This window comes from Domibacillus robiginosus, from assembly GCF_000966195.1.
Taxonomy (GTDB): domain Bacteria; phylum Bacillota; class Bacilli; order Bacillales; family Domibacillaceae; genus Domibacillus; species Domibacillus robiginosus.
The window spans coordinates 1-23,604 of record NZ_LAHL01000060.1; the positions used below are offsets into that span (position 1 = coordinate 1).

Annotated in this window: 14 protein-coding genes; 9 read left to right on the plus strand and 5 right to left on the minus strand. The window is 37.3% G+C overall.

Features of this window, described 5'->3' with window-relative positions:
• Positions 1 to 240: 240 nt before the first annotated feature.
• The 8 genes from VP97_RS20745 to VP97_RS20780 all read left to right on the plus strand — a co-directional run bounded on the left by VP97_RS20745 (position 241) and on the right by VP97_RS20780 (position 12,061).
• Positions 241 to 1,074: a helix-turn-helix transcriptional regulator gene (locus VP97_RS20745; protein ID WP_050184072.1), complete on the plus strand. Its 834-nt coding sequence runs from the start codon at positions 241 to 243 to the stop codon at positions 1,072 to 1,074.
• 251 nt (positions 1,075 to 1,325) lie between these two features.
• Positions 1,326 to 2,750 (plus strand): class-III pyridoxal-phosphate-dependent aminotransferase, encoded by a 1,425-nt coding sequence (locus VP97_RS20750; RefSeq protein ID WP_050184073.1) that lies wholly within the window; start codon positions 1,326 to 1,328, stop codon positions 2,748 to 2,750.
• Positions 2,751 to 2,798: 48 nt separating this feature from the next.
• A complete protein-coding gene (locus VP97_RS20755) occupies positions 2,799 to 4,163 on the plus strand; it encodes an APC family permease (protein WP_050184074.1) in 1,365 nt (454 codons plus the stop codon).
• 47 nt (positions 4,164 to 4,210) lie between these two features.
• Positions 4,211 to 5,344: an alanine dehydrogenase gene (gene ald / locus VP97_RS20760; protein ID WP_050184098.1), complete on the plus strand. Its 1,134-nt coding sequence runs from the start codon at positions 4,211 to 4,213 to the stop codon at positions 5,342 to 5,344.
• Positions 5,345 to 5,968: 624 nt separating this feature from the next.
• On the plus strand, positions 5,969 to 7,705 hold the full coding sequence (locus tag VP97_RS20765) for a methyl-accepting chemotaxis protein (protein ID WP_050184075.1): 1,737 nt from the start codon (positions 5,969 to 5,971) through the stop codon (positions 7,703 to 7,705).
• Between the two features lie 888 nt (positions 7,706 to 8,593).
• A complete protein-coding gene (locus tag VP97_RS20770; RefSeq protein WP_245629951.1) occupies positions 8,594 to 9,550 on the plus strand; it encodes an autoinducer 2 ABC transporter substrate-binding protein in 957 nt (318 codons plus the stop codon).
• A complete protein-coding gene (locus VP97_RS20775; protein WP_050184077.1) occupies positions 9,540 to 11,297 on the plus strand; it encodes a cache domain-containing sensor histidine kinase in 1,758 nt (585 codons plus the stop codon). Before VP97_RS20770 ends, VP97_RS20775 begins: the two co-directional genes overlap by 11 nt.
• Before the next feature lie 14 nt (positions 11,298 to 11,311).
• Positions 11,312 to 12,061 carry a response regulator transcription factor gene (locus VP97_RS20780; protein ID WP_050184078.1) on the plus strand — a complete coding sequence of 250 codons (750 nt, stop codon included), beginning with the start codon at positions 11,312 to 11,314 and terminating at the stop codon, positions 12,059 to 12,061.
• Between the two features lie 597 nt (positions 12,062 to 12,658).
• Here the strand turns inward: VP97_RS20780 and VP97_RS20785 are convergent.
• The 3 genes from VP97_RS20785 to VP97_RS20795 form a co-directional block, all read right to left on the minus strand.
• A complete protein-coding gene (locus VP97_RS20785; RefSeq protein WP_050184079.1) occupies positions 12,659 to 15,538 on the minus strand; it encodes an alpha-L-rhamnosidase in 2,880 nt (959 codons plus the stop codon).
• A gap of 313 nt (positions 15,539 to 15,851) precedes the next feature.
• Positions 15,852 to 16,922 (minus strand): family 43 glycosylhydrolase, encoded by a 1,071-nt coding sequence (locus VP97_RS20790; RefSeq protein WP_050184080.1) that lies wholly within the window; start codon positions 16,920 to 16,922, stop codon positions 15,852 to 15,854.
• 282 nt (positions 16,923 to 17,204) lie between these two features.
• Complete coding sequence (locus VP97_RS20795) at positions 17,205 to 18,599, minus strand: MFS transporter (protein WP_050184081.1); 1,395 nt, start codon at positions 18,597 to 18,599, stop codon at positions 17,205 to 17,207.
• 730 nt (positions 18,600 to 19,329) lie between these two features.
• On the opposite strand from VP97_RS20795, the gene VP97_RS20800 reads away from it, so the two are divergent.
• The gene (locus VP97_RS20800) at positions 19,330 to 20,349 is read left to right on the plus strand and encodes an AraC family transcriptional regulator (RefSeq protein WP_050184082.1); all 1,020 of its coding nucleotides are present in this window, start codon (positions 19,330 to 19,332) and stop codon (positions 20,347 to 20,349) included.
• 541 nt (positions 20,350 to 20,890) lie between these two features.
• On the opposite strand, the gene VP97_RS20805 is transcribed toward VP97_RS20800, so the two are convergent.
• Both VP97_RS20805 and VP97_RS20810 read right to left on the minus strand, forming a co-directional pair.
• Entirely contained in the window at positions 20,891 to 22,096 is a 1,206-nt protein-coding gene (locus VP97_RS20805) for an MFS transporter (protein WP_050184083.1), read from the minus strand.
• A gap of 283 nt (positions 22,097 to 22,379) precedes the next feature.
• The gene (locus tag VP97_RS20810) at positions 22,380 to 23,138 is read right to left on the minus strand and encodes an MBL fold metallo-hydrolase (protein ID WP_050184099.1); all 759 of its coding nucleotides are present in this window, start codon (positions 23,136 to 23,138) and stop codon (positions 22,380 to 22,382) included.
• Positions 23,139 to 23,604: the final 466 nt, after the last annotated feature.

The window sequence follows — 23,604 nt, forward strand, 5'->3', positions numbered from 1 at the left end:
GTCTAGATTAGTTTTCTATCGTCAAACCATTAACAAAAAGTAACGGGACGCTTTTCCGTAAAACAGGATTGTACATACTTTTTGGCTGAGAGATAATTAGATAGAATTTTGCAACTCGAAAAACAATTTATTGTAAGAAAATCTAACACAAAGCTATCTTGATAGAATTTTGTATATCATAATTAATTTCATCTTCATAGGCGTTGTGTAATCCCGAAATCAAAAGGAGAGTAGATCATCATGACTAGATATTCGAAAATGCATCTTCCTTTGCAACCTGAATTTGAAATCAACACTGATTATTATATTGAACAAAAAGAAAAAGATATAAGAAGCCAATCAAACCTGCTGTTCTACCAACTCAAAGTGAATAAAAATTCTACGAATTTGATATCAATTATTCCAGATGGATGTGTAGAGATATTGTTTTGCTGCAGTAATCAAAATACTTCTGCCTCTATAGGTGGTAGTGTTCTCCAAAAGGAAATACTAAACCTTCAGGCTAATTGTGAATATTTTGGTGTTAGATTTCTGCCGAAACTAGAGAATCGACACTTAAATTATTCAATGAAAGAAATGATAGGAAGTACAGTACCGTTAACTGACGTAATTTCAGTTCATTCTACTGCTATGGAAAGAATAATACATGGGGAAAATTTCTATGAAAGAATAACTTTATTTAAAGAACTAATTGGGAGTCACATTTTTAGTTCTGACAGTTCACAAAATGCTATGGTATATGCCATGGATAGAATCTATTCTTTAAAAGGAAATATAACCATAAACCAGTTAGCAGAGGAAACTGGGTATTCTACTAGATACTTACGTAAGCAATTTCAAGAGCATGTTGGTATTCCACCAAAATTATTCAGTAATATTGTACGTTTTCAGCATTCATTATATATGCTTACAAAAAAAAATCATTATACAATTTGGGATGTCATTAGCGAGAATGGATACCATGATCAAGCGCATTTAATACATGAATTTCAAAAGTTTGCTTCTATAACACCTAATAAACTTTCTAATTTACCTTCTGAAAAGTTAGAATATTCTAGTTTGAATGTAGTTTGAATAGTGAAAAATTAAATAAGAAATAAAAGCTTGGATGCTCAAAAAGGCTGCAAAAGACTTCCTAGGAAGTCTTTTGCAGCCTTTTTCTATGAAACAATTGCTTGGTGGTAGGGAGTTTTTTGAGATTTTTATGAAAAAGTAATCTCTATTAGTTCAGAAAAAATAGAATGTTCCCATTTTTACAATAAGAAAAAAGTAAATTCGACTATTGTTTAATTACAGAGTTAATCAATCATAGAGGGGGAAAAATTATGAAGGAGATTAACTGGAAACAAATTGAGGAATGGGATAAAAAGTATATTTTAAGAACATTCTCTACACAAGACGAATATCAACCTATACCAATTGAGTCAACTGAAGGTGATTACCTTATTAAGCCCGATGGAACAAGGTTATTGGATTGTTTTAATCAATTGTACTGTGTAAATGTCGGTCAAAGGAATGAAACCATTAATAATGCTATTAAAGAAGCTCTTGACCGCTATGGTTTTTTACAAGATGCCTACGCTACAGATTATAAATCTAAAGCAGCCAAACTTATTATTGAAGATGTACTTGGAAATGAAGCTTGGCCAGGAAAAGTTCGGTTTGTTTCCACAGGAAGTGAAGCAGTTGAGACTGCTCTGATGATTGCGAGGTTATATAAAAATCGGCCGCTTGTTGTCACTCGGGAGTATGCTTACCATGGATGGACGAAAGGTTCTGCCTCTGTTACAAGAATTAAAGGAGTTAAAGGCGGTATGGCAGAGACGAATCCAAATGCTCGTCCACAACAAATACCAGGACAAGATAGCGGAATCGTTGCTGTTGCACCTGCTCCAAACTGTATGCGTTGTTCATTAGGGCACAAATACGGTTCTTGTCACGACGAAAATGGGGAACTGGCTTGTGTGAAGTATACAAGACGCATGATTGAAAACCAAGGTCCCGAACAAGTAGCGGCCATTATTACAGAAATTACGCAAGGAGCAGGTTCCGTTCATCCTCCGGATGAATATATTCCACAAATTCGCAAGATGACAAAAGAACTCGATATTTTGTGGATTGCTGATGAAGTATTAACTGGATTTGGGCGTACTGGGGAATGGTTTGCTTATCAGCATTATGGAGTAGAGCCTGATATTGTCACGATGGCTAAAGGGATTTCAAGTTCGGCCATTCCTGCGGGTGCCGTAGTCGTTAATAAAGAAATTGCAAAGTTCATGGACGAATATCGCTGGGAGACAGTTTCAACCTATTCAGGCCATCCGATTGCCATGGCAGCTGTTTGTGCAAACATAGAATATATTATAAATGAAAATTTAGTAGAAAAAGCAAAGGAAGCTGGACAATATATTCAACAAAAGTTCCTAGAGTTAAAGGCTAAACACAGATCAATAGGTCATGCGGCAGGCTACGGAGTTCTCTGGCTAGTTGAGCTTGTTAAAGATGACAAGATGACTCCATTTGTAGAAATAGACAGGAATTTCACACATGGAGCGGATGCGCATACATTTCCTGTTGAAATTATTAAGGAAAAAGCACTGGAAAAGGGTGTGCTAATGGGTGGATCTATGCCGAATACCATGCGGATTGGCACATCTTTAAATGTATCTAGAGAAGATATTGATAAAGCGATGGATGCACTTGATTATGCATTATCTCATCTGGAGAGTCGAGTATTCCAGGAGTCTTAATATAAATGATCTCTGTGCTGCTTGATAGAAAACTTAAGGGGGCTTGTAATGGAATCATATAGTCATAAACAAGAGTTGAAACGAGCATTGAAGCTAAAGGATCTCGTGATTTTTGGATTGACTTTTATGTCACCAGTAGCGGCAATGTCTCTTTTTGGAGTTATAACGTCTGTTTCCGAAGGCCACTCTGTACTATCTTATTTAATAGGTTTTGTAGCAATGCTGTTTACCGCATATAGTTTTGGAAAAATGGTGGAGGCATACCCGGTTTCCGGCTCCACCTATATTTACGCAAAACGTTCACTGCATCCGAAAATAGGTTTTATTGCTGGGTGGGGAATGTTACTAGATTATCTTTTTTTACCAATGCTAACATTTTTGATAGGTTCCACCTTTGCTAATGTTCTTATGCCTAGTATTCCGATTTGGGCTTGGGTTCTCATTTTTGCTATCCCAGTCCTGATTGTCAATATAATTGGTATCGAGGTAGCGGCAAAGGTAAATTTTGTACTTGTAACTCTTATGGTCTTGGCTATCCTGGCCTTTGTGATTTCAACTATCAATTACCTAGTTACAGGTGGATTCAACCTATTAGATATGAATGCATTATATAACCCGGATACTTTTTCATTTGGTGCGGTTATTGGCGGTGCTGCTCTCGTAACAGTAGCTTATTTAGGCTTTGATGCCATAACCACATTGGCGGAAGAAACAAATGAAAGTGGGAAAAAGATCGGACTTTCGATTATTATCTCTTGTGCTATACAAACTGTTTTCTTTATATCTGTAACTTATTTCGGGATTGTTGTACTAGAAGATCATATAAGGATTACTAATCCTGATTCAGCATTTTCTGAAGTCTTATCCATTGTTTCCGGTCACTTTATTCAAACTTTTATTACCCTGATCATTATTGCTGCAAACGTAGCGAGTGGCTTAGCAAGCCAGTCTGCATCAAGTCGTTTGTTATACGGAATGGGAAGGGAGGACGCAATTCCGAAAAAGTTTTTTACTTATCTTCATCCAACATTCAAAACACCAGTGTACAATATTCTGCTCATGGCAGGACTCGGCATTGTTGGAGCTATGACACTTAGTTTGCAGTTGGTATCTGATTTGCTGGCATTTGGTGGATTGTTTGGTTTTGTATGTGTGAATCTATCGGTTATCAGCCATTACTTTGTTAAAAACAAACAAAAAAATGTATTTGCTTATTTATTAGTACCAGTCATAGGGGTTGCTGTATGTTCTTATCTTTTAATCGGTCTTTCTACAACCGGCAAGTTAGTTGGAGGAGCATGGTTACTAGCTGGAATTGTATTTCTATTAGTGAAAGAGATAATAGAAAAAAACTCGAAAGTACCAGTTTCAAATGTGAATGAGGATTTGATCGATGTGAAGGAGAAACATTAATTCCTATTAAATAAAAAATATAAAATAAAAAAGGGAGAATATGAATGATGATTGTCGGAATTCCAAAAGAAATTAAAAATAATGAAAACCGTGTTGCCCTGACCCCAAGCGGAGTTATTTCATTTTTACATGCTGGCCATAAAGTCTTAGTTGAGAAAGATGCTGGGATCGGAAGCAGTTTTACAAATGAAGATTATGCCAAGGCTGGTGCAGAGATTGTTGAAAGTGTAAAGGATATATGGTCTAGAGCTGAAATGATTATGAAAGTGAAAGAACCCCTTCCTAGCGAGTATGGTTACTTCCGTAAAGGATTAATCCTATTTACTTACCTGCACTTAGCAGCTGAGCCGTCTTTAGCGCAGGCTCTTAAGAATAAAGGTGTTACTGCCATTGCCTATGAAACAGTGGCCACGGGTCGTGCTCTTCCGCTTCTCACTCCAATGAGTGAAGTTGCGGGCCGTATGTCTGCGCAAATCGGGGCTCAATTCCTACAAAAAGCAAACGGGGGCAAAGGAATCCTTCTTGCGGGTGTTCCCGGTGTCAGCCGCGGAAAAGTGACCATTATTGGCGGCGGTGTTGTAGGTACAAACGCAGCAAAACTTGCTATTGGTCTAGGTGCTGATGTCACCCTTCTAGACTTAAGTGCAGATCGTTTACGCCAAATAGATGATATTTTTGGAAACCAAATCAAGACATTAATGTCTAATTCATTAAACATTGCAGAAGCTGTAGCGGAAGCGGACCTCTTAATTGGTGCAGTGCTAATCCCTGGCGCAAAAGCACCTAAATTGGTAACAGAAGAGATGGTAAAAACAATGAAGCCTGGTTCTGTTATTGTCGATGTTGCGATTGACCAAGGCGGCATTGTGGAGACAGTTGACCAGATTACAACACATGATAATCCAATATATGAAAAACACGGTGTAGTGCACTATGCCGTGGCAAATATGCCAGGAGCAGTTCCAAGAACATCTACGATTGCTTTAACAAATGTAACAGTGCCTTATGCATTACAAATTGCTAATAAAGGTGTGTACAAAGCAATTTCTGAAAACGAGTCATTAAAATGTGGATTAAACGTAGCAAACGGTGAGATTACGTATAAAGCTATCGCGGCTGATCTTGGCTATAGTTTTGTTTCACCAGAAAAGGTCTTTGAAAGCGAACTTACAACTGTTTAAATGTTACATTTAAATAGTTAAAATAAATCTCATTTTGCTGAGTAAAAAGAAAAAATAGCCAGGTACTCGTATTAGAGTCCTGGCTGTTTTTATCCCTGAAATATAGATTAATCTATAGTGAAACATGCGTATTGATTAATCAGAATTATACAGTTTCCAATGAAAATCTGATATGAAGCTTAATGCCGGGTTGAGCCCATGAAAGACGTATTTTCTAATGGTGACTAGCGCGGAATTCAATTACACTTGCGGGCGATAAAAGTAAAGATCTCTTTCATCAGAGCATAATTCAGATGTCCTAGCTTTTTTGATAACGTTGAGTAATTGGCAACAGTGAGACCGAAAATGAGCCAATATTTTAGTGTAAACACAGATTTTTCCACTTTTAAATGGTAACCGTTCCTCGATATGGGATCAACATTTCTATATTAAGTTTGCGTGCGATATTTTCGTAACCAATCAGTTTGATTAAGAATTGAAATTCTTGATCTGAAATAAACTTTTAAATCGAATTTGGGGACAAAGTATTCATAACCAGCACGATTGCATTTATATATTGAAAATGAGTGTACTAATAACAACATAAAATATTGTTCAGCAGGTTATCTGAAATGAGGGAGTGTAGTGAAAGTGTCTGGATTTACAGTGTCAAAGAAATTATACACAGGATTTTTATTTTTAATTATTCTTTTGGGTTTTTTAGGTGGAAGTGCTATTTATAGTATGGATAAGATAAATAAAAAGTCAATAGAGATTACAACACTCTTGCTTCCAGGTGTTCAAGCTATCAATAACATTAATTATCTTAGAGAACATATTTTGGCGCTTGAATACAAATATATTTCAGAGCCTGATAAAAATGAGCTGATAAAATTAGAGGAAGAGATGGATAGCACCTTTTCCACTGTTCAAAAAACATTTGAAGAATATGAAGCCACAATTTTTTTGGAAGAAGAGAGACAAAATTTTGAGGAATTGAAGCAAAAATGGTTAGAATACGAACAGTTACATAAAACCTTTCTCCAGATTGGTTCTAAAACTGATGTAATAAATGGTGCAGGTAAGGCAGATGATGATAGATTAACAGAAATACTGGATGAGTCGCAGATTATTTTTTCTGATATGCAAAAAAACCTGGACTTTCTGGTTAATTTGAATGGTGATGGAGTCAAAAATGCGAGTGTTGAGAGTGGTCAGCTCTTTGCCTCATCATTTAACCTCATTATAATTATTTTTGTAATTGGAATTATTGGCGGTCTTATTACTGCTTATATTATTGGACGTACGATATCGAAGCCACTTCAACTTGTTACTGAAAATGTAAGAGAAGTAGCAAATGGAAATTTAAAAATTGATCCTGTGCATGTGAAAAATAAAGATGAAATTGGTGACCTGGCTCAATCTATTAACGAAATGACGAACAATCTTGGACTGTTAATTGGTCACGCTATTCAAACATCAGAGTCTTTGGCTGCATCATCCGAACAACTTCTCGCGAGCTCTGAACAAACATCTCAATTAACTCAACAAGTCAATCTTGCTATTCAAGAGGTGGCATCTGGATCAGAGAGCCAAGTAACAAGTATTAACTCCGCAGAACAATCAGTTGTTGAAATTTCAGAAGGAATGAGACAGGTTGCTTATTCTATTCAAACCGTATCGGAATTAAGTATGGAAACCAATCAAAAAGCAGAAGCCGGTACAGTTGCCATTAAAGAAACGATAGAACAAATGGATGTTGTTCAAGAAAATATAACAAAGACAGCTATCATTATTCATGCATTAAAAGAACGTTCCAAAGAAATTGGGAGAGTAGTAGATTTAATTTCAAATGTTTCTGACCAAACAAACTTACTGGCTTTAAATGCAGCCATTGAAGCAGCTCGCGCAGGAGAACAGGGAAAAGGGTTTTCTGTTGTAGCAAATGAAGTCAGAAAGCTTGCAGAAGAATCGGGGAAAGAAACGAAGAATATCCGAACGCTCATAGAAGAAATTCAAAAACAAATCACCCAGGTATCTTTTTCAATGGAAGAAGGCTCAACCTCCTTGAAAGCAGGTGTCAATAAGGTAAATAAAACGGAAAAATCTTTTAATGAAATTGCAAAAATGGTTGCGGGTATTACCGATCAAGCTCGAGAAGTATCTGTTGCTGTAGAAGAAGTAAATGCAAGTTCCGAAGAAATAGTGCAAATAATTTCTGCTATAACAAGTATCTCTAAACGATCTGCAGAAAATACACAACACGTTGCTTTAGCAACAGAAGAACAAAATGCAACAATGGAAGAAATTGCAGCTTCAACCAATGAACTAAGCATTATGGCACAAGGCCTTCAGGGGAATATCTCCAAATTTAAAGTGTAAATGATTAAAACAGGAAAAAGGCTATTTATATTAATGAACTAAAAATCGAATTTGTTTATATAAAAAAAACTCCATTGAAGTGAACTCAAAAGTTAGACAATAAATTATGTAAATAACGAGGATTGAACCCTATATAGTACTGGGTTTAATCCTTTTAATTATTCCTTGATCTTTTTGTGATTGTAATAGTCGATATAGTTTCCAACTATAGAATGAAATTAACTATGCTGTGTGTAGTCTTGTTTCCTGAATAGGGTATGGGTATTTAGTCATTTGATTACAACATAAATTGCAGGTCTTTTTTTATTAGACTGTCCATTAAACGAGTCTTAGTTCAAGCCCTCCTCCTTTCTTGAGAGTAATTAAGAATTAAATTTATATAAAATAAATGAAATATTTTTCCATTCGTTCAGTTGATTGAACTCATCATAATATACTTTCGATAGTTGTATGAATCTCCTTTACTCTAAAATTTCGAGGTTTGATTTTGTTATAAAATAGGTTTCTTAAAGCCATTATAAATTTTTCGAAATAGTTGTAAAGTTATAAAGAAGCGGTTCGTTAATAAGTTGGCATTTTCAGAAGGTTTCATAAGGCTAGAGAAATATAGGTAGTGTTAATTTGAAATTTTTCCCTATGGGGAGGAGATTCATATGACATGGGAAAAGACACAGTTCAAGCATTCTCGTCGTGAGATTAGAAGATTTAACGCTTGTGAGATTTAGAATTCCATCTGTTTTAGCTGTAGGAGTATCGGTAATTTTTGGGTTATAACGAGGACAAACAATAAATAATACAAAAGGTATGAGTGCCATAAAAAAAAGATTATCTACCATATGGATCCTTCTTTTTGTAAGCGGTTGCTCATATGAGGATTCTTATGAGCTTTTGGGATCAAACAGTTCATATTCTAACCTGCAGCCGGAGGAACAAGAGAAGAATCAGTACACGATTGGTATAGTTTCTAAATTAGATAATATCCCTTATTTTAATTCGGTAAAAGACGGTGTAATGGAAGCGGCGGAGGAATTAGAAGTGGAGGTTTTGTATGAAGGTCCTACTGTGGCAAATACAAAAGGCCAGCAAGTGATTATTGAAAAGTTTATTAATCAAAAAGTGGATGCTATCGCTGTTTCCGCCAATGATCCAATCCAGCTGGCACCAGTTTTAAAACAGGCAAGAGCAACAGGAATTGCTATTATAACGTGGGATTCAGATACAGAACCAGCAGCACGGGACTTATTCATTGATATGGTAAATCCCGAAGTTCTTGGGCGGCATGTTATGGATACTCTCGCGTGGAATACCGGTGAGCATGGGACTTTTGCCATTATGACCGGCTCTTTTTCCGCCTCAAATCACAATGCATGGCTTAAGTGGATACAGGCACAATGGAAAGAATATTATCCGAATATGAAATTGGTAGAGGTAGTAGCAACAAACGATGATTCACGCAATGCCTTTATTCAGGCACAAATACTTATTAAGAAATATCCTGACCTCGCGGGCATCATTGGCAATTCATCGGTAGGACCGCCTGCGGCGGCTAAAGCAGTAGAAGAAGCAGGAAAAACAGGGGAAATTGCGGTGGTGGGTATATCGACACCAGATTTAATGCGCGATTATTTAAAAAATGGCTCTGCCCAAGTTGTGACACTCTGGAGCCCAAAAAAGCTAGGTTATTTAACAGTTGCCATGGCGAAAAGCTTAATCGATGGGTCAGAGACGATCGATTTTCAATATGTTCCTGGGGTTGGAACGATTCGTGTGAGTGGGAAAGATACTGTCATTATGGGCGAACCGATTGATTTTACTAAAGAAAATGTGGATCAATATGATTTTTAAATGGCGTTCCTTCCGTGACTACCGGTTACAGACAAAATTATTTATTACTTATATTTCCATTACTGTTATTCCTATTGCTTTGCTTGGCTGCTTGGCTTACAGCCAGTATGTTTCTTCTATTGAGCGGCAGGTCGGCACGTATATTCCGCGGCTGCTTAATCAGGCAAATGATAATATTGAGCGGCAGATCAATGAATTTTTTCAAATGCCTGACCAGATTTATAATGCGCCTAAAATTATTGAAATATTGCGAAAAGATGCATACCAAACTGTTTCGGCGATGCGTCAGGATGAATTTATTGTCAATACCTACTTATCAAATACATTTATCCACGGCAGCCAGCAAGATGTTCTCGGCATCTTTATTTCTTCAAATAACAGGCTGTTTAGCAGTACCAAAGCCCATTATTTTTCGGGATTTCCAATGAAGGAAGCTGTTGGGCTTTACGGGCAAAACCTTGATTTGTGGAGCCAAGAAACATTGTTGTTGCCAAATGAAACGTCGCTTGAGTTTGAAGATAGGCGTCCGTTTATTTTAATTGCGAAGCCTCTCAATGATGTGGAAAACCGACTCAGTCTTGGCACGATGTTTATTGCGCTGGATTTATCATTTATCGATCGGATTGTCCGGCCTATTGATGAGAAGGAAGAAGCGGACATCTGGCTGATGAATGAAGAGGGGTATATATTCTACCACACAAAGACGGATCAAATCGGAAGAATCGACAAGGAAGTGGCAGAGTATCCGACATCAAACGGAAGCTTTAAAACAAAAGAGATGTTATTTGGGATGGATCTGTCCGAGCAGTATCATTGGATTTTAACGCATCGGATTTCACTTGATCAGCTGACGGCTGAAACGAATTTTGTTCGCAACATTACGATTTTATTATTTGCTGCTGTCACAGCCGTTGCACTTGTTATAGCTGCTTTGCTGGCATGGGGAGTCGCCAAGCCGATTCAAAACTTAACCGGGCAGATGAAGCGGGTAGAAAAAGGAGATTTCAATATTAAATTAAACAGGCAGTCGAATGATGAAGTAGGATTACTGTCTGAAAGCTTTCAAACGATGATCAAGGAAATCCAAGAGCTCATTCGCGAAAAATATCAAATTGAATTGAAGCAAAAAGAAGCGCAAATGTACGCTCTTCAATCTCAGATTAATCCACACTTTATGTACAATACGCTTGAAACGATAGCCATGACGGTGGAAGAAGATGATAAAAACACGGTAGTGGATATGGTTACCATTTTGGGCAGAATGCTTCGCTATTCCTTAAGCAACAAGGAAAATCTTGTAACAATTCATCAGGAACTTCAGCATATTCGTGATTACCTGACCATTCAATCGTACCGTTTTGAGGATGACTTAACGTTTGAGATTAATGTGCAAATGGATGGAAACAAGGAGTATATTCCGAAATTTATTTTACAGCCGCTTGTGGAAAATGCGCTTGAACATGCCTTTGTTCCGGAACAGCAGCTGATTATAAAAATCCTGATTAAGCGGGTGGGCAATGAAATTCATATGAATGTATCGGACAACGGGGCAGGGATGAGCAAAATTAAGCTGCTAGAGATCAAGCAGCTGCTTACACTGCAGACTGATCTAAATCGTGATCATCATTTTGGTATTTTGAACGTAAATGGACGGCTTGTGCTTCATTATGGGGAAGATTATATGCTGCAGGTAAATAGCGAAAAAAGCGTTGGTACAACGATGCTGATCCGGGTGCCGATAAACTAGGGGGAAAAAGGGGTATGAGTGATCAACCAATTCGGGTAATTGTAGTTGATGATGAACCAAAACTTCGAAGAGGTATTGAAAGGCTTATCCAAGCGAACGGGGAAGAGTGGGAAATTATCGGTAGCTTCGGATCAGGAAAGCAATGTATCGATATGATTATTTCCATGAATCTATCGTTTGACGCTGTGTTTACAGATGTACGCATGCCGGTCATGGACGGGCTGTCCATGCTGAAGGAGTTAAAGAGTAAAACAAGCTATGAGTTTTTTGCTGTCATTATTAGCGGATATAACGATTTTTCATATGTGCAGACTGCCTTGCGTGAAGGAGCAGTTGATTACTTGGTAAAGCCCATTGACCGCATGGAACTGAAGAAAAGGCTCGCTAAAATAAAAGAAGAGGTACAAAAAAAGCGGGTTGAAGAGACTCATTCAGAAGAAAACATGTCAGGACCGATTCAAACTGCTAAGCAATGGATTGACGGGCATTTATCGGACCCTATTACCATTGATAAAATTGCATCTCTTGTGTATATGAATCCGACCTATTTTAGTGAGTTTTTCAAGCAGCATACAGGAGAAACTATCCTCGATTATGTAACGCGCAAACGAATGGAAAAAGCACGGACTCTCTTGCTTGCATCCCCGATGAAAATTTATGAAATTGCGGAAGCGGTCGGCTATACGGATAAAAAGTATTTCAGCAAGCTATTTAAAAAGTATTATGGAGAACTGCCTTCGAAATACAGACAGGATCATTTGTGATACTAGTGGTTAAGCTGTTCCAGCTTTCGGATCAGCTTTTTTAATCCTGGCTCATAATAGACCAACAATAAGATTACTAGGTATGTGTAAAGTTGGAGAGAGATAAACGAGAACCTAAATTGCTGAGGAATGAATTGAAGGAAGATTTTTTTAACCAAAATAATTAATAGTTCTTAAAAGTAATATAGAGCAAGGGAAAAACCCGTATTCAGGGCAACAAAAAAGACGAGAAGCTTATTAATTTCTCGTCTTTTTACTTTATTATCATTATCAATTTTTTATGTGAATATATAAATCACCAAACAGGCTTGAATTTTGCTAACACATCAAAGGTGCAAATACAATTCAAAACGTTATAGGAGGCATGGAATAATAGGGTCTTAAAACGTTATTATTTCGTTCGAGGGAGAAGACCTTTTCTTTTTTGATTAAATTATGCAATCTATAAACAATTGATTTTGGTTTCCACTACCAGCTTTGCGATGCAAAAAGCTTTGCCTGTTTGTAAGGAACATAGCCTGATTTTTTAGAGGCTGACAAGCCTCTACACGTAGAAATCCTCTTGGTCAAAGAATTCACTAAGTAATGGGGGGTAGTTCAAACAAGACTTTTAGATTTGTTTAACCGGTCAAGCATTAACTGTAGGCTATCTTCTGTCAGAGGACTCCCTGGCAGTCGAGCTGCTTCTCCAATACTCATTGATTTTATAAGGAATATCGTAAACTCTGGAAAATATTGTTCAATTACTTTCATTGCATCAGGGTTTTCATATAGTTCGGATAGTAAAGTCTCTTCGGTAATGAGCTTAGGAGCACATTGATATGCACAAGAGAAACGGTAAACTCCAGAACCGACTATAATTTCTGCATGATTATCCTTGATGGTAAATGACTCAATTCCTTCCACTAATTCTAAACGTTTGCCACTTTCGAAAATAGTTGAACTGTCGCTATGCGGAAGGGTAATGGTGCCTGATGTATTTGGCGGTATATGCACCTCAAGTTCAACCTTGTTACCAGACATACGCCAAGATGAAACAATCTCTCCATAAGGCGAAATAAGAGAAGCTTTTGCATATGTTAATTCACCATGACCAATTTGCGGACGGATATGAATCTTTTTATAGCCGGATACTCCCTTAACCTGATCAAGACCCGCGACTACCCGGTAAAGCCATTCGCCGATTGCTCCATAGGCATAATGGTTAAAAGAATTCATGTCTTCGCTCCAGAATGAGCCATCGGGTTTAATGCTGTCCCAATGTTCCCAAATGGTAGTAGCACCTTTAGAAACCGAGTATAACCATGAAGGGTAACTTTCTTGAAGTAAAAGTTTTACCGCTGTATCATGATAACCGTTTGCTGATAAGGCAAAACATAAATAAGGTGTGCCGATAAATCCGGTAGAAAGATGATAATCATTTACTACAATCATATGGTTCAATTCTTTTGCTGCCCGTTCCCGTACAGGACCTTCAACAAGGTCGAAGACAAGTGCCAGAACATAAGCTGTTTGAGTATGTGCTGCCAGCCTGCCAGAGGGGGACACAAATTCAGAATGAAACTCTTTAATGATATTATGCAGCACTTCATCATAGAATTTTGCATCATCCATTTTTCCTATAACACGGGCTGTATCACGCACAATTCTAACAGAATGAGCAAAGAAAGCTGTAGCGATTAAATCTTTTGGTGTTGCTCCTTCATAACTATCCTCTTTGGCATCAAGTGCTAGCCAATCACCCAAGTGAAATCCGGTGTTCCATAAATATTCATTTTCTCCTTGATATCTGATGTAATCTACCCATTTTTTCATGCTGTCATATTGCTCGGTTAAGATGCGCTTATCAGCATAGGCCTGATACATGTTCCAAGGGACAATTGTAATAACATCACCCCATCCTGAAGACGAGTAGATGGATAGAACATCCGGCACAACAACCGGAATACTTCCATCAGGAAGCTGTTCTGCTGAAACATCGCGAAGCCATTTGGTGAAAAAAGGTCCCACGTGATAATTAAATAGGGCAGTACCGATAAAAACCTGTGCATCACCTGTCCAACCAAGACGCTCAGCACGCTGTGGGCAATCCGTTGGTACATCAACAAAGTTGCCTCGCTGACCCCATACGATGTTTTTCTGAAGTTGATTAACCCGTCTATCAGAGCATTCAAAAAAGCCTGTTTGTTTCATATCTGAATGAATAACTTCACCTACAAAAGCATCCATCAATGCTTCATCCGAGTAATTTGGTAGGCCTTCTATTTTCACATATCTAAACCCTTGGAATGTAAAATGCGGAAAATAAGTAACGTTGCCTTTTCCATTAGAAATAAACTCAATTTGCTGCTTTGCAGGATTCAGGTTTCCAGTATAGAAGTTTCCATCCTTGTCCAATACTTCAGCATGCTTCAACGTAATAGCAGAGCCTTGGGGAATATCAACTATAAATTTCATTCGCCCTACCATATTCTGTCCCATGTCTAGCACTCTATCTCCGGCCGGAGTTTGAATGACTTCAATTGGATGTATGGTTTCTACCACACGACACGGCCAATTTTCCTGTGCTACTAGACGTTCTGGTCTCCAGCTGTGTGGAATTGTTCTGGCCCAGTTTGAATCTTCTAATCCCGCTTGGTCCCAACCCTTTATTTCTTTACGTGCATCGTATATCTCACCGTCATACAACTCTGAAAATAGGATAGGACCAATTGTAGCTTTCCAGGTAGAATCTGTTCCAATCAATAATTCAGATCCATCTTCATACTTTACATGTAGTTGAAGCAGGGCGGAACGAAAATCGCCATACTGATGACGGCCCAGCAAAAGCTCTCCTTTAAACCAGCCGTCTCCCAATATAATACCTACTGCATTCTTTCCTGATTGAACAGCATCTGTAACATCATAGGTTTGGTATTGAAGGCGGTGTTGGTAGCTTGTCCATCCTGGTGTCAAAAATTCATTACCCACACGCTCGCCATTTAAATGCAGTTCATACAATCCAGCGGCAGTTGCATAAATCCGTGCAGAGGTAATATTGCTTCCAAGTGTAAATTCCTTACGAAGCATGAATGCTTCTGGGGACAAAGAATCAATATCATCAGGGTGTGGTGTTATCCATTCTGCCTGCCACTCATCAGCATTAAGCAATCCGGTTTCCCAATACGTCGTCTCGCTCCAATTCGATTCTATCCCCAGCCCGTCCCATACCTTTACTCTAAAATAGTATCTCGTTCGAGAGGAAACAGGAGGTCCACTATATTCAACTTGAATTGATTCATTGGATAATACTTTCCCTGAATCCCAATAAACTGAGGAGAAATCATCTTTTTCTATACTAACTTGAATCTGGTAAGCTTGCTGAACCACTCCTCGTCTATCAGCTTTGATTCTCCAACTGAATCTAGGAGTTAGAATATCCGTTCCTAAAAGACTAGATTGATATTCAACTGTGAGATCGGTAATATTGATTTGCATAAAAACTATACCTCCTGCTATTATTTCGTAAATTTACTAAATTTTATTTGAATGACCATCCTAACAATTACTTCATTTGTTCTCCATTATCGTTTTAACCGATGGTTGCCAGACCAGCAGGGCACACCTTATTACCTGTATTAGAATAATTAGTACCCTCTGAACGTCGGCTAGTTTTCCACTTTCCATAATCAAACGTATTAAATACCATTTTTACTTTGTATCCAAGGTAACATTACGTCTCATTTTGGGAAATGAACCTCAGTTACCCATGTCTAATCGAAAATACTATCCAAGCTATTTTGACTAGTTTTTATTCATAATCCTCTATCTTCCACTCATCCTTCCATTCAAGATAAGGTTTCTCCCCATCAAATCTGAATGGCAGCCATACATAATCGGCAATTGAGGTATTGGCATTTAGCAATATCTCTATATCGTCCGTTGTTTCAACATTCTCCTCGTTAAAAAAAGAGTTCATCATTTTTGCAATTCTTTTATACGAAGCTCCACTCTTAAAATTCTCTCCTTCTATTTCAGGAAGGGCAGGCAGCCATCTATCCGCCAAAGCAATATATAGATCCTTTTTTTGAGGATGCTTAAATACAGATGTAATCTGAGAATTAAAAGAAGTGCAAGAAGAATCATTCACATGTGGATCCCCGAGCACTTTAAAAGAACCGTGCCAAGTCTTACCACATGCCACTTCTGAAGGATTTGGAAAATATCCCGTAGTTCCAGAGGTCACTAAATAATGAAGTCCTTTTCTATAAAAATGAGCTGTTGCTTCTCTTACATCTGGTGGTGATACACGGGGGAAGTGGGTGCTATAATACCCAGATACATCCGTATAATCATCCGTTAAATCTGCACAAATAGTTTCGCTATGAACTCGCTCGAAATAATAATACGCTTTACCGTCAGGTGCTACCACCAAGTCAAAGTCTCCAGCACTCATTCCAAGTGGACGTAATCGCTCTTTCACCTTCGTATAGGGTCCTAATATATGGTCAGCCGTTAACACAGTTTCAGTCTGTGTATCATCTTTTTCCATTACTTTCAGCCAGCATACATATTTTTTTGTTCTCTTATTGTAAATAATGTGCGGTCTATCCATCATGGATTCAGGGTGAAGGGAGGACTCTGGATTGTATGGTTCAGGCGGTATAATTAATCCTCTATCTTCCCAGTTATAAAGATCTGTAGAAGTATAGCAACGTACTCCCCAATGCCAGATATTTGTTTCCGGTAAGGTCTTCTCTTTATTCTCTCCGTACCAATAATAGACTCCATCAATGTACATTATTGAACCACCATGAGCGTGTATCCTTTTTCCTGTTGTATCCAGCCATACTTGACCAGGGCGTATTGAATTATATTTCATTATTACTGTCTCCTATGAGTTTCTATTCTGACCTAATCCATTAGTTTTAAAGTTTATCAATTAAAACTGATCTGCTTCTAGCCCTTTGTCTCTCTTCACATGTTTTTATACTTTAGAAATAGGGATTCTCGAACGTTTAATGCACATTGTTTTCTCCTCTGTGAACCTTTTGGTCTTCGCTATACGTAACCTGAGTCCCAAAAAGTTCATAGAGGAGTGGGTTAATATTTAATTGAGAGGTCGATAACATGCTCCTGATTTGGAACTGACTATTTTGAAAATTTATTGTACTTTGTTTGAATGACCATTCTCAATGAAAGGTTTTGTTAATTCGTCGTCCGTTAATTGTTCCTGTATGCTATTATTTCTTGGATATAGGAACATAACTCCAAAAGTGATGACTGTAAGGACAAGTGGAATCGTATTAGTAATATGCATGATTCCATCTAAGGCTTGCTTTGTTTGTTCTCCATTCGGATTATAACCAGAAGTCGCTAGGAGCCAACCAAGTAGGGCTCCAGCCAGTGCTGCCGCCACTTTTCCACTCAATGCCTGTATGGAATAAATAGTGCCCTCTGAACGTCGGCCAGTTGTCTGCTCTCCGTAATCAACCGTGTCAGGTACCATTGCCCAAATACACAAAAATAATAAATCCATTCCGATATTTCCTATAGTCGTAAACACTAGAGCTAATGTAATGTTAGAACCGCCAATAAGGAATGCACCAAGAAATCCTACTGAACAAACAATAGCAGAAATATTATACATCCTTACTTTACCAATTTTGGTTAACGTCTCTCCGATTCCAAATTGAATGAAAACTGTGATTAAAGTATATACCAGATTGAATACAGCAAATAATGCAACTGCATTCAAATTATAGGTAAAATAATAAATTAGCGCTCCTAATCTGACATTTAAAATTATAGAGATCAAAAACATTATTAGAGTAATGATAAGCAGAGCTCTATTTCGGGCAATAGCAAACAGCATTTCCTTAAGCGTAATTTTTTCGGCTTCTTGTTGAGGAACTACTCTTTCCTTTGTATTATGGAAGCAAAGCCATATAAAGAAGATAGCCAGTATTCCTATAGATATAGCTGTTACAAAGAAGCCCGTGGCAGGGTTTTCAAAAAAATCAATTACTGTCGTTAACTGTGAGGCCAATAAAAGTCCAAGGCTTGTAAAAACAAGCATAAAGGCCGTAAGACTTGCTCGCTGCTTTGGATCCGCTGTTATCATGGTATTTAGTCCAGTGAGCGGGATTCCTATCACACTTATTAGGGTACTAAGCAGTAAATAGGTGGTAAAAATAAAAATCATATGTCCAGTCTGTCCAAGCTCTGGATTAGTAAAAGTTAAAATGAAAAGGATGCCCAGCGGAAAAGCTCCATAAAGCAAATAGGGGCGGAACTTTCCCCATTTTGTATGTGTATTATCTAATTTGTATCCGATAAATGGTGTAAGGGCTCCGTCAATCAACCTGGACACAAATACTAACGTACCTGCAACCGACGCTGGTAATCCTGCAATGTCTGTATAGAAGAAAATCAAGAAATACATAATCATCCCTTGTATGGAATTTAAGCCGAAAAATCCTAAGCCATAAGAAAACTTTTCACGAAACTTTATCTTTTCAAAACCTTCTAAATTACTATGAATTTTGGATGCTGCCACAGTAATTATCCCCCTTTATCTTCATCTTCCTAAATACAATTCAATGCACCGATCTCCAAAAATTGAAAACAATCAAATTACCATATGATTATCTAATTAACTTATTTTTATCTCTTCGGCATGTAAAGATTTCAATCCACGATTTATAGTACTAATAATTGTGTCAGTTACTTTGATGAATATATTGCGTTCCTTTCTTCAATTTTTGCTTATTCTCAATATAATTTATTTATCTGTATACTTCCTTGTAAAAAACGGAACAATAAACAGAGTACAAACAACGTGTGTTATATTTTCTTACACGAAACCTAATTATTTTTTATTTATCTTATATTCAGAATAAAAATTTGAGATTGAATAGGTATGAATTATGAATAATTCACCACAAAAAATGCTTTGGGTCTTCTTTGATCCTTGTTTAACAAAAATTGGAATAAACAGAATTCTAAGCAGGCAGCTCATAAAACAAGCAAAATTACTATGGATCTTCGATGCTGTTACCGTGCTTATCATCTCCTTTCTATATTCAACTTCTGAAATACAATTCGACCACTGATCTAAACAAATTGAAAATCCTAAGAATAAAACATACAATAGGAATAACAAAATCCACACATAGCGCATTTAATGCAAGCGCTTTAAATACAGTATTACCGGTTTTCGAATGATTATCTATGTCAGTTTGAATAATCTTTTATGTCAGATTCAAATCTCACAGGAGGACAGTTTAGTGAATAGTGCAGAGTTAGATCAATATCTTCGCTCGTATAAAGATTACGAATTAGCTTATTTCAATTCCACCAACCCGCCGCTGCTAGCTTTTCACGATGATAGAGAATTTATTATTGAGGATAATTACGAAGAAGTATCAAGACAGGTGCATCATCTTTCGGATAAATTAATTATGAAGCCGGATCAAAATATTACATGCAACCAGCATTATCGTTTTTTGAAATTAGTTCCGCACTATCACCCTTTTATCGAAATGATTTATGTTTATTCCGGTACATGTACACAGACGATTAATGGCGAAACTATAACCATGAGTCAAGGAGCTCTATGCATTTTAGATTTGAATGTAGTACACGATATTAAAGTTGCTGGAGAAAACGACATTATCATAAACATTTTAATGAGAAAGGCTTATTTTGATAAAACTATGCTTGGGCGTTTATCCGGCAACAGCTTACTTACAAATTTCTTTATACGCGCCTTGTATCAAGAAAAGGGCTACCACGATTATATTGTTTTGCAAACGAGCAATAATCGCAAAATAGACATGTTCATGTCCGAATTGATGTGTGAGTTTTTTAATAAACAACTATGTTCCGAGGAAGCGATCAATAGCTATATGCTTCTTATTTTTACTGAGATTTTACGTGAATATGAGAAAGAACAACTAATTCAACAACCTAATAATATAAAACAGTATAACGTTGCAGACATTTTACACTTCATGGAAGAGAATTATCGGGATGTTTCTCTCGTTTCGACCGCAGAACATTTCCATTTTCACCCTAATTATTTAAGTAAAATATTAAAGAAATATTTCGGTTTAACCTTCGCTCCTTTACTACAAGAAATTAGGTTGAAACAAGCCAGTCACTTACTTGAAATGCATGATCTGCCTGTAAACAGAATTGCAAACGAAGTAGGATTTAGCAATATTTATTTCTTTTATCGAATCTTCAAGGAAAAATATGGTTTAACCCCCTCGGAATATCGGAAGAAATTTAAAGCTCAACTGTAGAAGTTGAGAAAGTTAAATTTTTCATCACAGAGATAATGAAAAAAGGCGGTTCATGTATTTTAAAATGAAAATTTAAAGGAGAAATTATTTGTCTAGTGGCCCCATCACTCAAATGCAATTGTAGGTAAGGCACTTACATTAAAAGAAAAAAGGTTTTATTACCACTGGGAGAAAAAAATATTTGGAACATCTTGAGATAGTTGACCCTTGAAAACGGGGCATAGAAAGTATGTGGAAGAAGCGCTAAACTACATCGTAACGTCGCTGATATCCTACCCATGTTGAAAACGATTGTTTTAGTGTGAGAAGCCAGTTATTTCTTAATAAAACTGGCTTGTCTTGCTGGTACACACAAACACATCCATAGACTTCGTTGGTCCAACATATAATATATGCAGCCCTGTATTATACTCCAGCAAAATAGCTTTTAGGATAAGATTAAGATATGTTTATTTCATATAAAATGTATTATTCTATTTAAGGAATGAGGACAAACTAAAAAGACATCCTGTGTTGGTTCAGGATGTCTTTTGTCAAACGTTTATCCTTTTGATGCAGCTATACGCATCCGATCTGCACGTTCTTTTTTGCCGTGCAGGAAGTAGTAGAGTACCGACACTGTAAGACCGATGATTCCCAAAATCGCATACAGGGCCTGATAGCCGGTTGTTGGTATAACCAATCCAAGGAGTGAAGGTCCAAATCCAGAGCCGATTTCAAAAAATATAAAGAAAGTAGCTGTGGCAAGCCCCAAGCGGTGAGGTGCAGCCGAGTTAACCGCTATTGTCTGAGCGATTGATGAAATATTGCCAAAGCCGAGACCAATTAAAGCGCCTGCTAATAAAAGGGTTACACTGTTGCTTGCTGAACTGAGCAGTAGCATTCCGGCTCCAAAAACGATAAAGGCCGGATACATAATAACATTCGCTCCTTTTTTGTCCATCAAGCGGCCGGTGAATGGTCGCGATATCAAGACGGAAGCTGTGTATACAACAAAGAAAAAGCTTGCTGTTTCTACCAAACCTAACTCAATAGCATATAAATTTATATAAGAAAGAATGCTGGAGAAACACAAGGTCATTGCAAGAATAATAATGGAAATGGGAAGTGCTTTTGGTTCAATGAAGCTGGAAAGCTTAAATCCTACATTTTCATGTTTTGTTTCTGTTGTTTTCATTATAGGGACATTGATGAAAAATGCTGTTGCCAAACTAATAATCCCTAGTAGAAGACAGAAAATGAAAATCATGTTAAAGGTTGTATGCTGGCTCATATAAAGGCCAATGAATGGACCAATTCCAGTAGCTAGTGCTGTACTTACAGCAAAGTAGCCAATTCCTTCACCTTTCCGTGATGCCGGTAGGGTGAAGGCTACAACCGTACCGATTACTGTGGACGCTGTACCCATTGCAATACCGTTTACTAATCGGCTCAAAATGAGAAAGGCGATCCCGTAATCTACAAAGTATAACAATATTGTTAATGTAAAAAAGATTAATCCGATAACTAATATTCGTTTTGGGTCGGTTGAATTAATGATCCGTCCGGTAAATAAGCGGCCGATCAAAGCACCGATAATAAATATCCCTGCTGTAAGACCAGCTTGGCTAGTAGAGGCACTGAATTCATTTATAGCAAACACAGCAATTGTTGCATTTAATAAAAAGAATATTAACGTTAAGAAAAAATTGACTAAGGAAAGAATGATAAAATCTTTCGTCCACAATTTAGGTTTTGTTTGATTCATTGTTTATTCTCCTTCTCTATGGTACTTGATGTTCGCCTTAAAATGTACATAAAGTAGAGGGTGTTCAGCCCATTCTGTTGTAGCCGGCTCCTTTTCTTCTTCAGCAATCTTTGCGTGAATCGACATTTTGAAGCCGAAAAACATCAAAGTTTTTCTTTTCTAACTTTATAAAACCTTTTACTCCGTAACAGGAGTAAAAGGTTTAGTGGGAAAAGTTCATTATATATTGTTTATCCTTATTGAATGGCTAGCTCTTTTTTAAAAAGGAAGGCTTTAATTTAGCTTAAAATGAGTATGCTTCTCCATCATCTGGTACTAAAACATTAGAAGACATTTCTTTTTCTTTAATAAAGGCTTTTAATTCCTTTCTGGATAATGCCCAATGGTTGACAGCCTCCATATGAACAACAATAATTTTTGAATCAGGGGCAGCCTGGTAAACTTTATGGATATCTTCTTTCCCCATAATTAGAGAACCGCCTTGTAAGAACTGGTTGTCCCCGCCATTCACTATAATGATTTCTGGTTTATGTGTATCGATTACTTTTTGTACTGCTTCATACCAAACCGTATCTCCAGCTACATATAAAGTTTTCTCATCAGGGTGCTTGAAAACAAAGCCCATGACTGAACCAGCAGCTACGGCCATCTCTCCTCTTCCATGCTGAGCTTCTGTTTTAATCAATTGGACATCTTCAAAAACTGTATCTTCTTGTAAAACTTCAACATCTTGGAAACCAGATTTTTTTACTTCTTTAGCATCTGCTTCACTTTGCACAAATATTTTTATGTCCTTTGGCAATACTGTTTTGGCCGCATCATCAAAGTGGTCATAATGCAAATGTGTTAAAAGGATAGCATCTACATCTTTAATAATGCTATCAATGGATGTTGGCAAGTCAACTAAAGGGTTTGGATCGTTTCTTAATGCATTTGGGAAAGGTTCATAAGTCCCCTTTGCTGCTAACATTGGGTCAATTAAAAACTTTTTCCCTGCATATTCGACAACTTCTGTAGCATTTCGAATATGGTGTATAGTGATTTGTTCTTCTTTATTAGCACTATTTTTCTCCTCGCCAGACTCTTTAGGATTGCCGCACCCAGCCAATGCTACGGCCATTAATAATAATGCTGCCAGCATTAATTTTAAACTCTTCATGTTTGTAACTCCTTTTCTTTGGTGTACGTATAGTCTATACCATTGTTGTTTATCGAATACATACATTAAATCAAGTCTTTTAGCAGTTTGACTTGATTAATGAAAGGAGTTAAATAATACGAATATATTTTCGAATTGAACTTCCAACAGCAGTTGTATCACAACATGGGAATCAAGTGGAAAATCCATTTATCACAGTAAGCTGCTTTAGCAGGAGGGGTTAACACAGAGGAAAGGGACATTGTTGAGGGATATAACTATTAAATTTAATCAAGTGAAAATTGTAGTGGAATATGCTGAGCAACTCATAAATAAACAGCTTCCTCACAATGTCCTTCATCACCTTTTC

Coding starts and splice junctions, on each gene's coding strand:
- VP97_RS20745 (WP_050184072.1), top strand. CDS start 241: ATGACTAGATATTCGAAAATGCATCTTCCTTTGCAACCTGAATTTGAA.
- VP97_RS20750 (WP_050184073.1), top strand. CDS start 1,326: ATGAAGGAGATTAACTGGAAACAAATTGAGGAATGGGATAAAAAGTAT.
- VP97_RS20755 (WP_050184074.1), top strand. CDS start 2,799: ATGGAATCATATAGTCATAAACAAGAGTTGAAACGAGCATTGAAGCTA.
- ald (WP_050184098.1), top strand. CDS start 4,211: ATGATTGTCGGAATTCCAAAAGAAATTAAAAATAATGAAAACCGTGTT.
- VP97_RS20775 (WP_050184077.1), top strand. CDS start 9,540: ATGATTTTTAAATGGCGTTCCTTCCGTGACTACCGGTTACAGACAAAA.
- VP97_RS20780 (WP_050184078.1), top strand. CDS start 11,312: ATGAGTGATCAACCAATTCGGGTAATTGTAGTTGATGATGAACCAAAA.
- VP97_RS20785 (WP_050184079.1), bottom strand. CDS start 15,538: ATGCAAATCAATATTACCGATCTCACAGTTGAATATCAATCTAGTCTT.
- VP97_RS20790 (WP_050184080.1), bottom strand. CDS start 16,922: ATGAAATATAATTCAATACGCCCTGGTCAAGTATGGCTGGATACAACA.
- VP97_RS20805 (WP_050184083.1), bottom strand. CDS start 22,096: ATGAATCAAACAAAACCTAAATTGTGGACGAAAGATTTTATCATTCTT.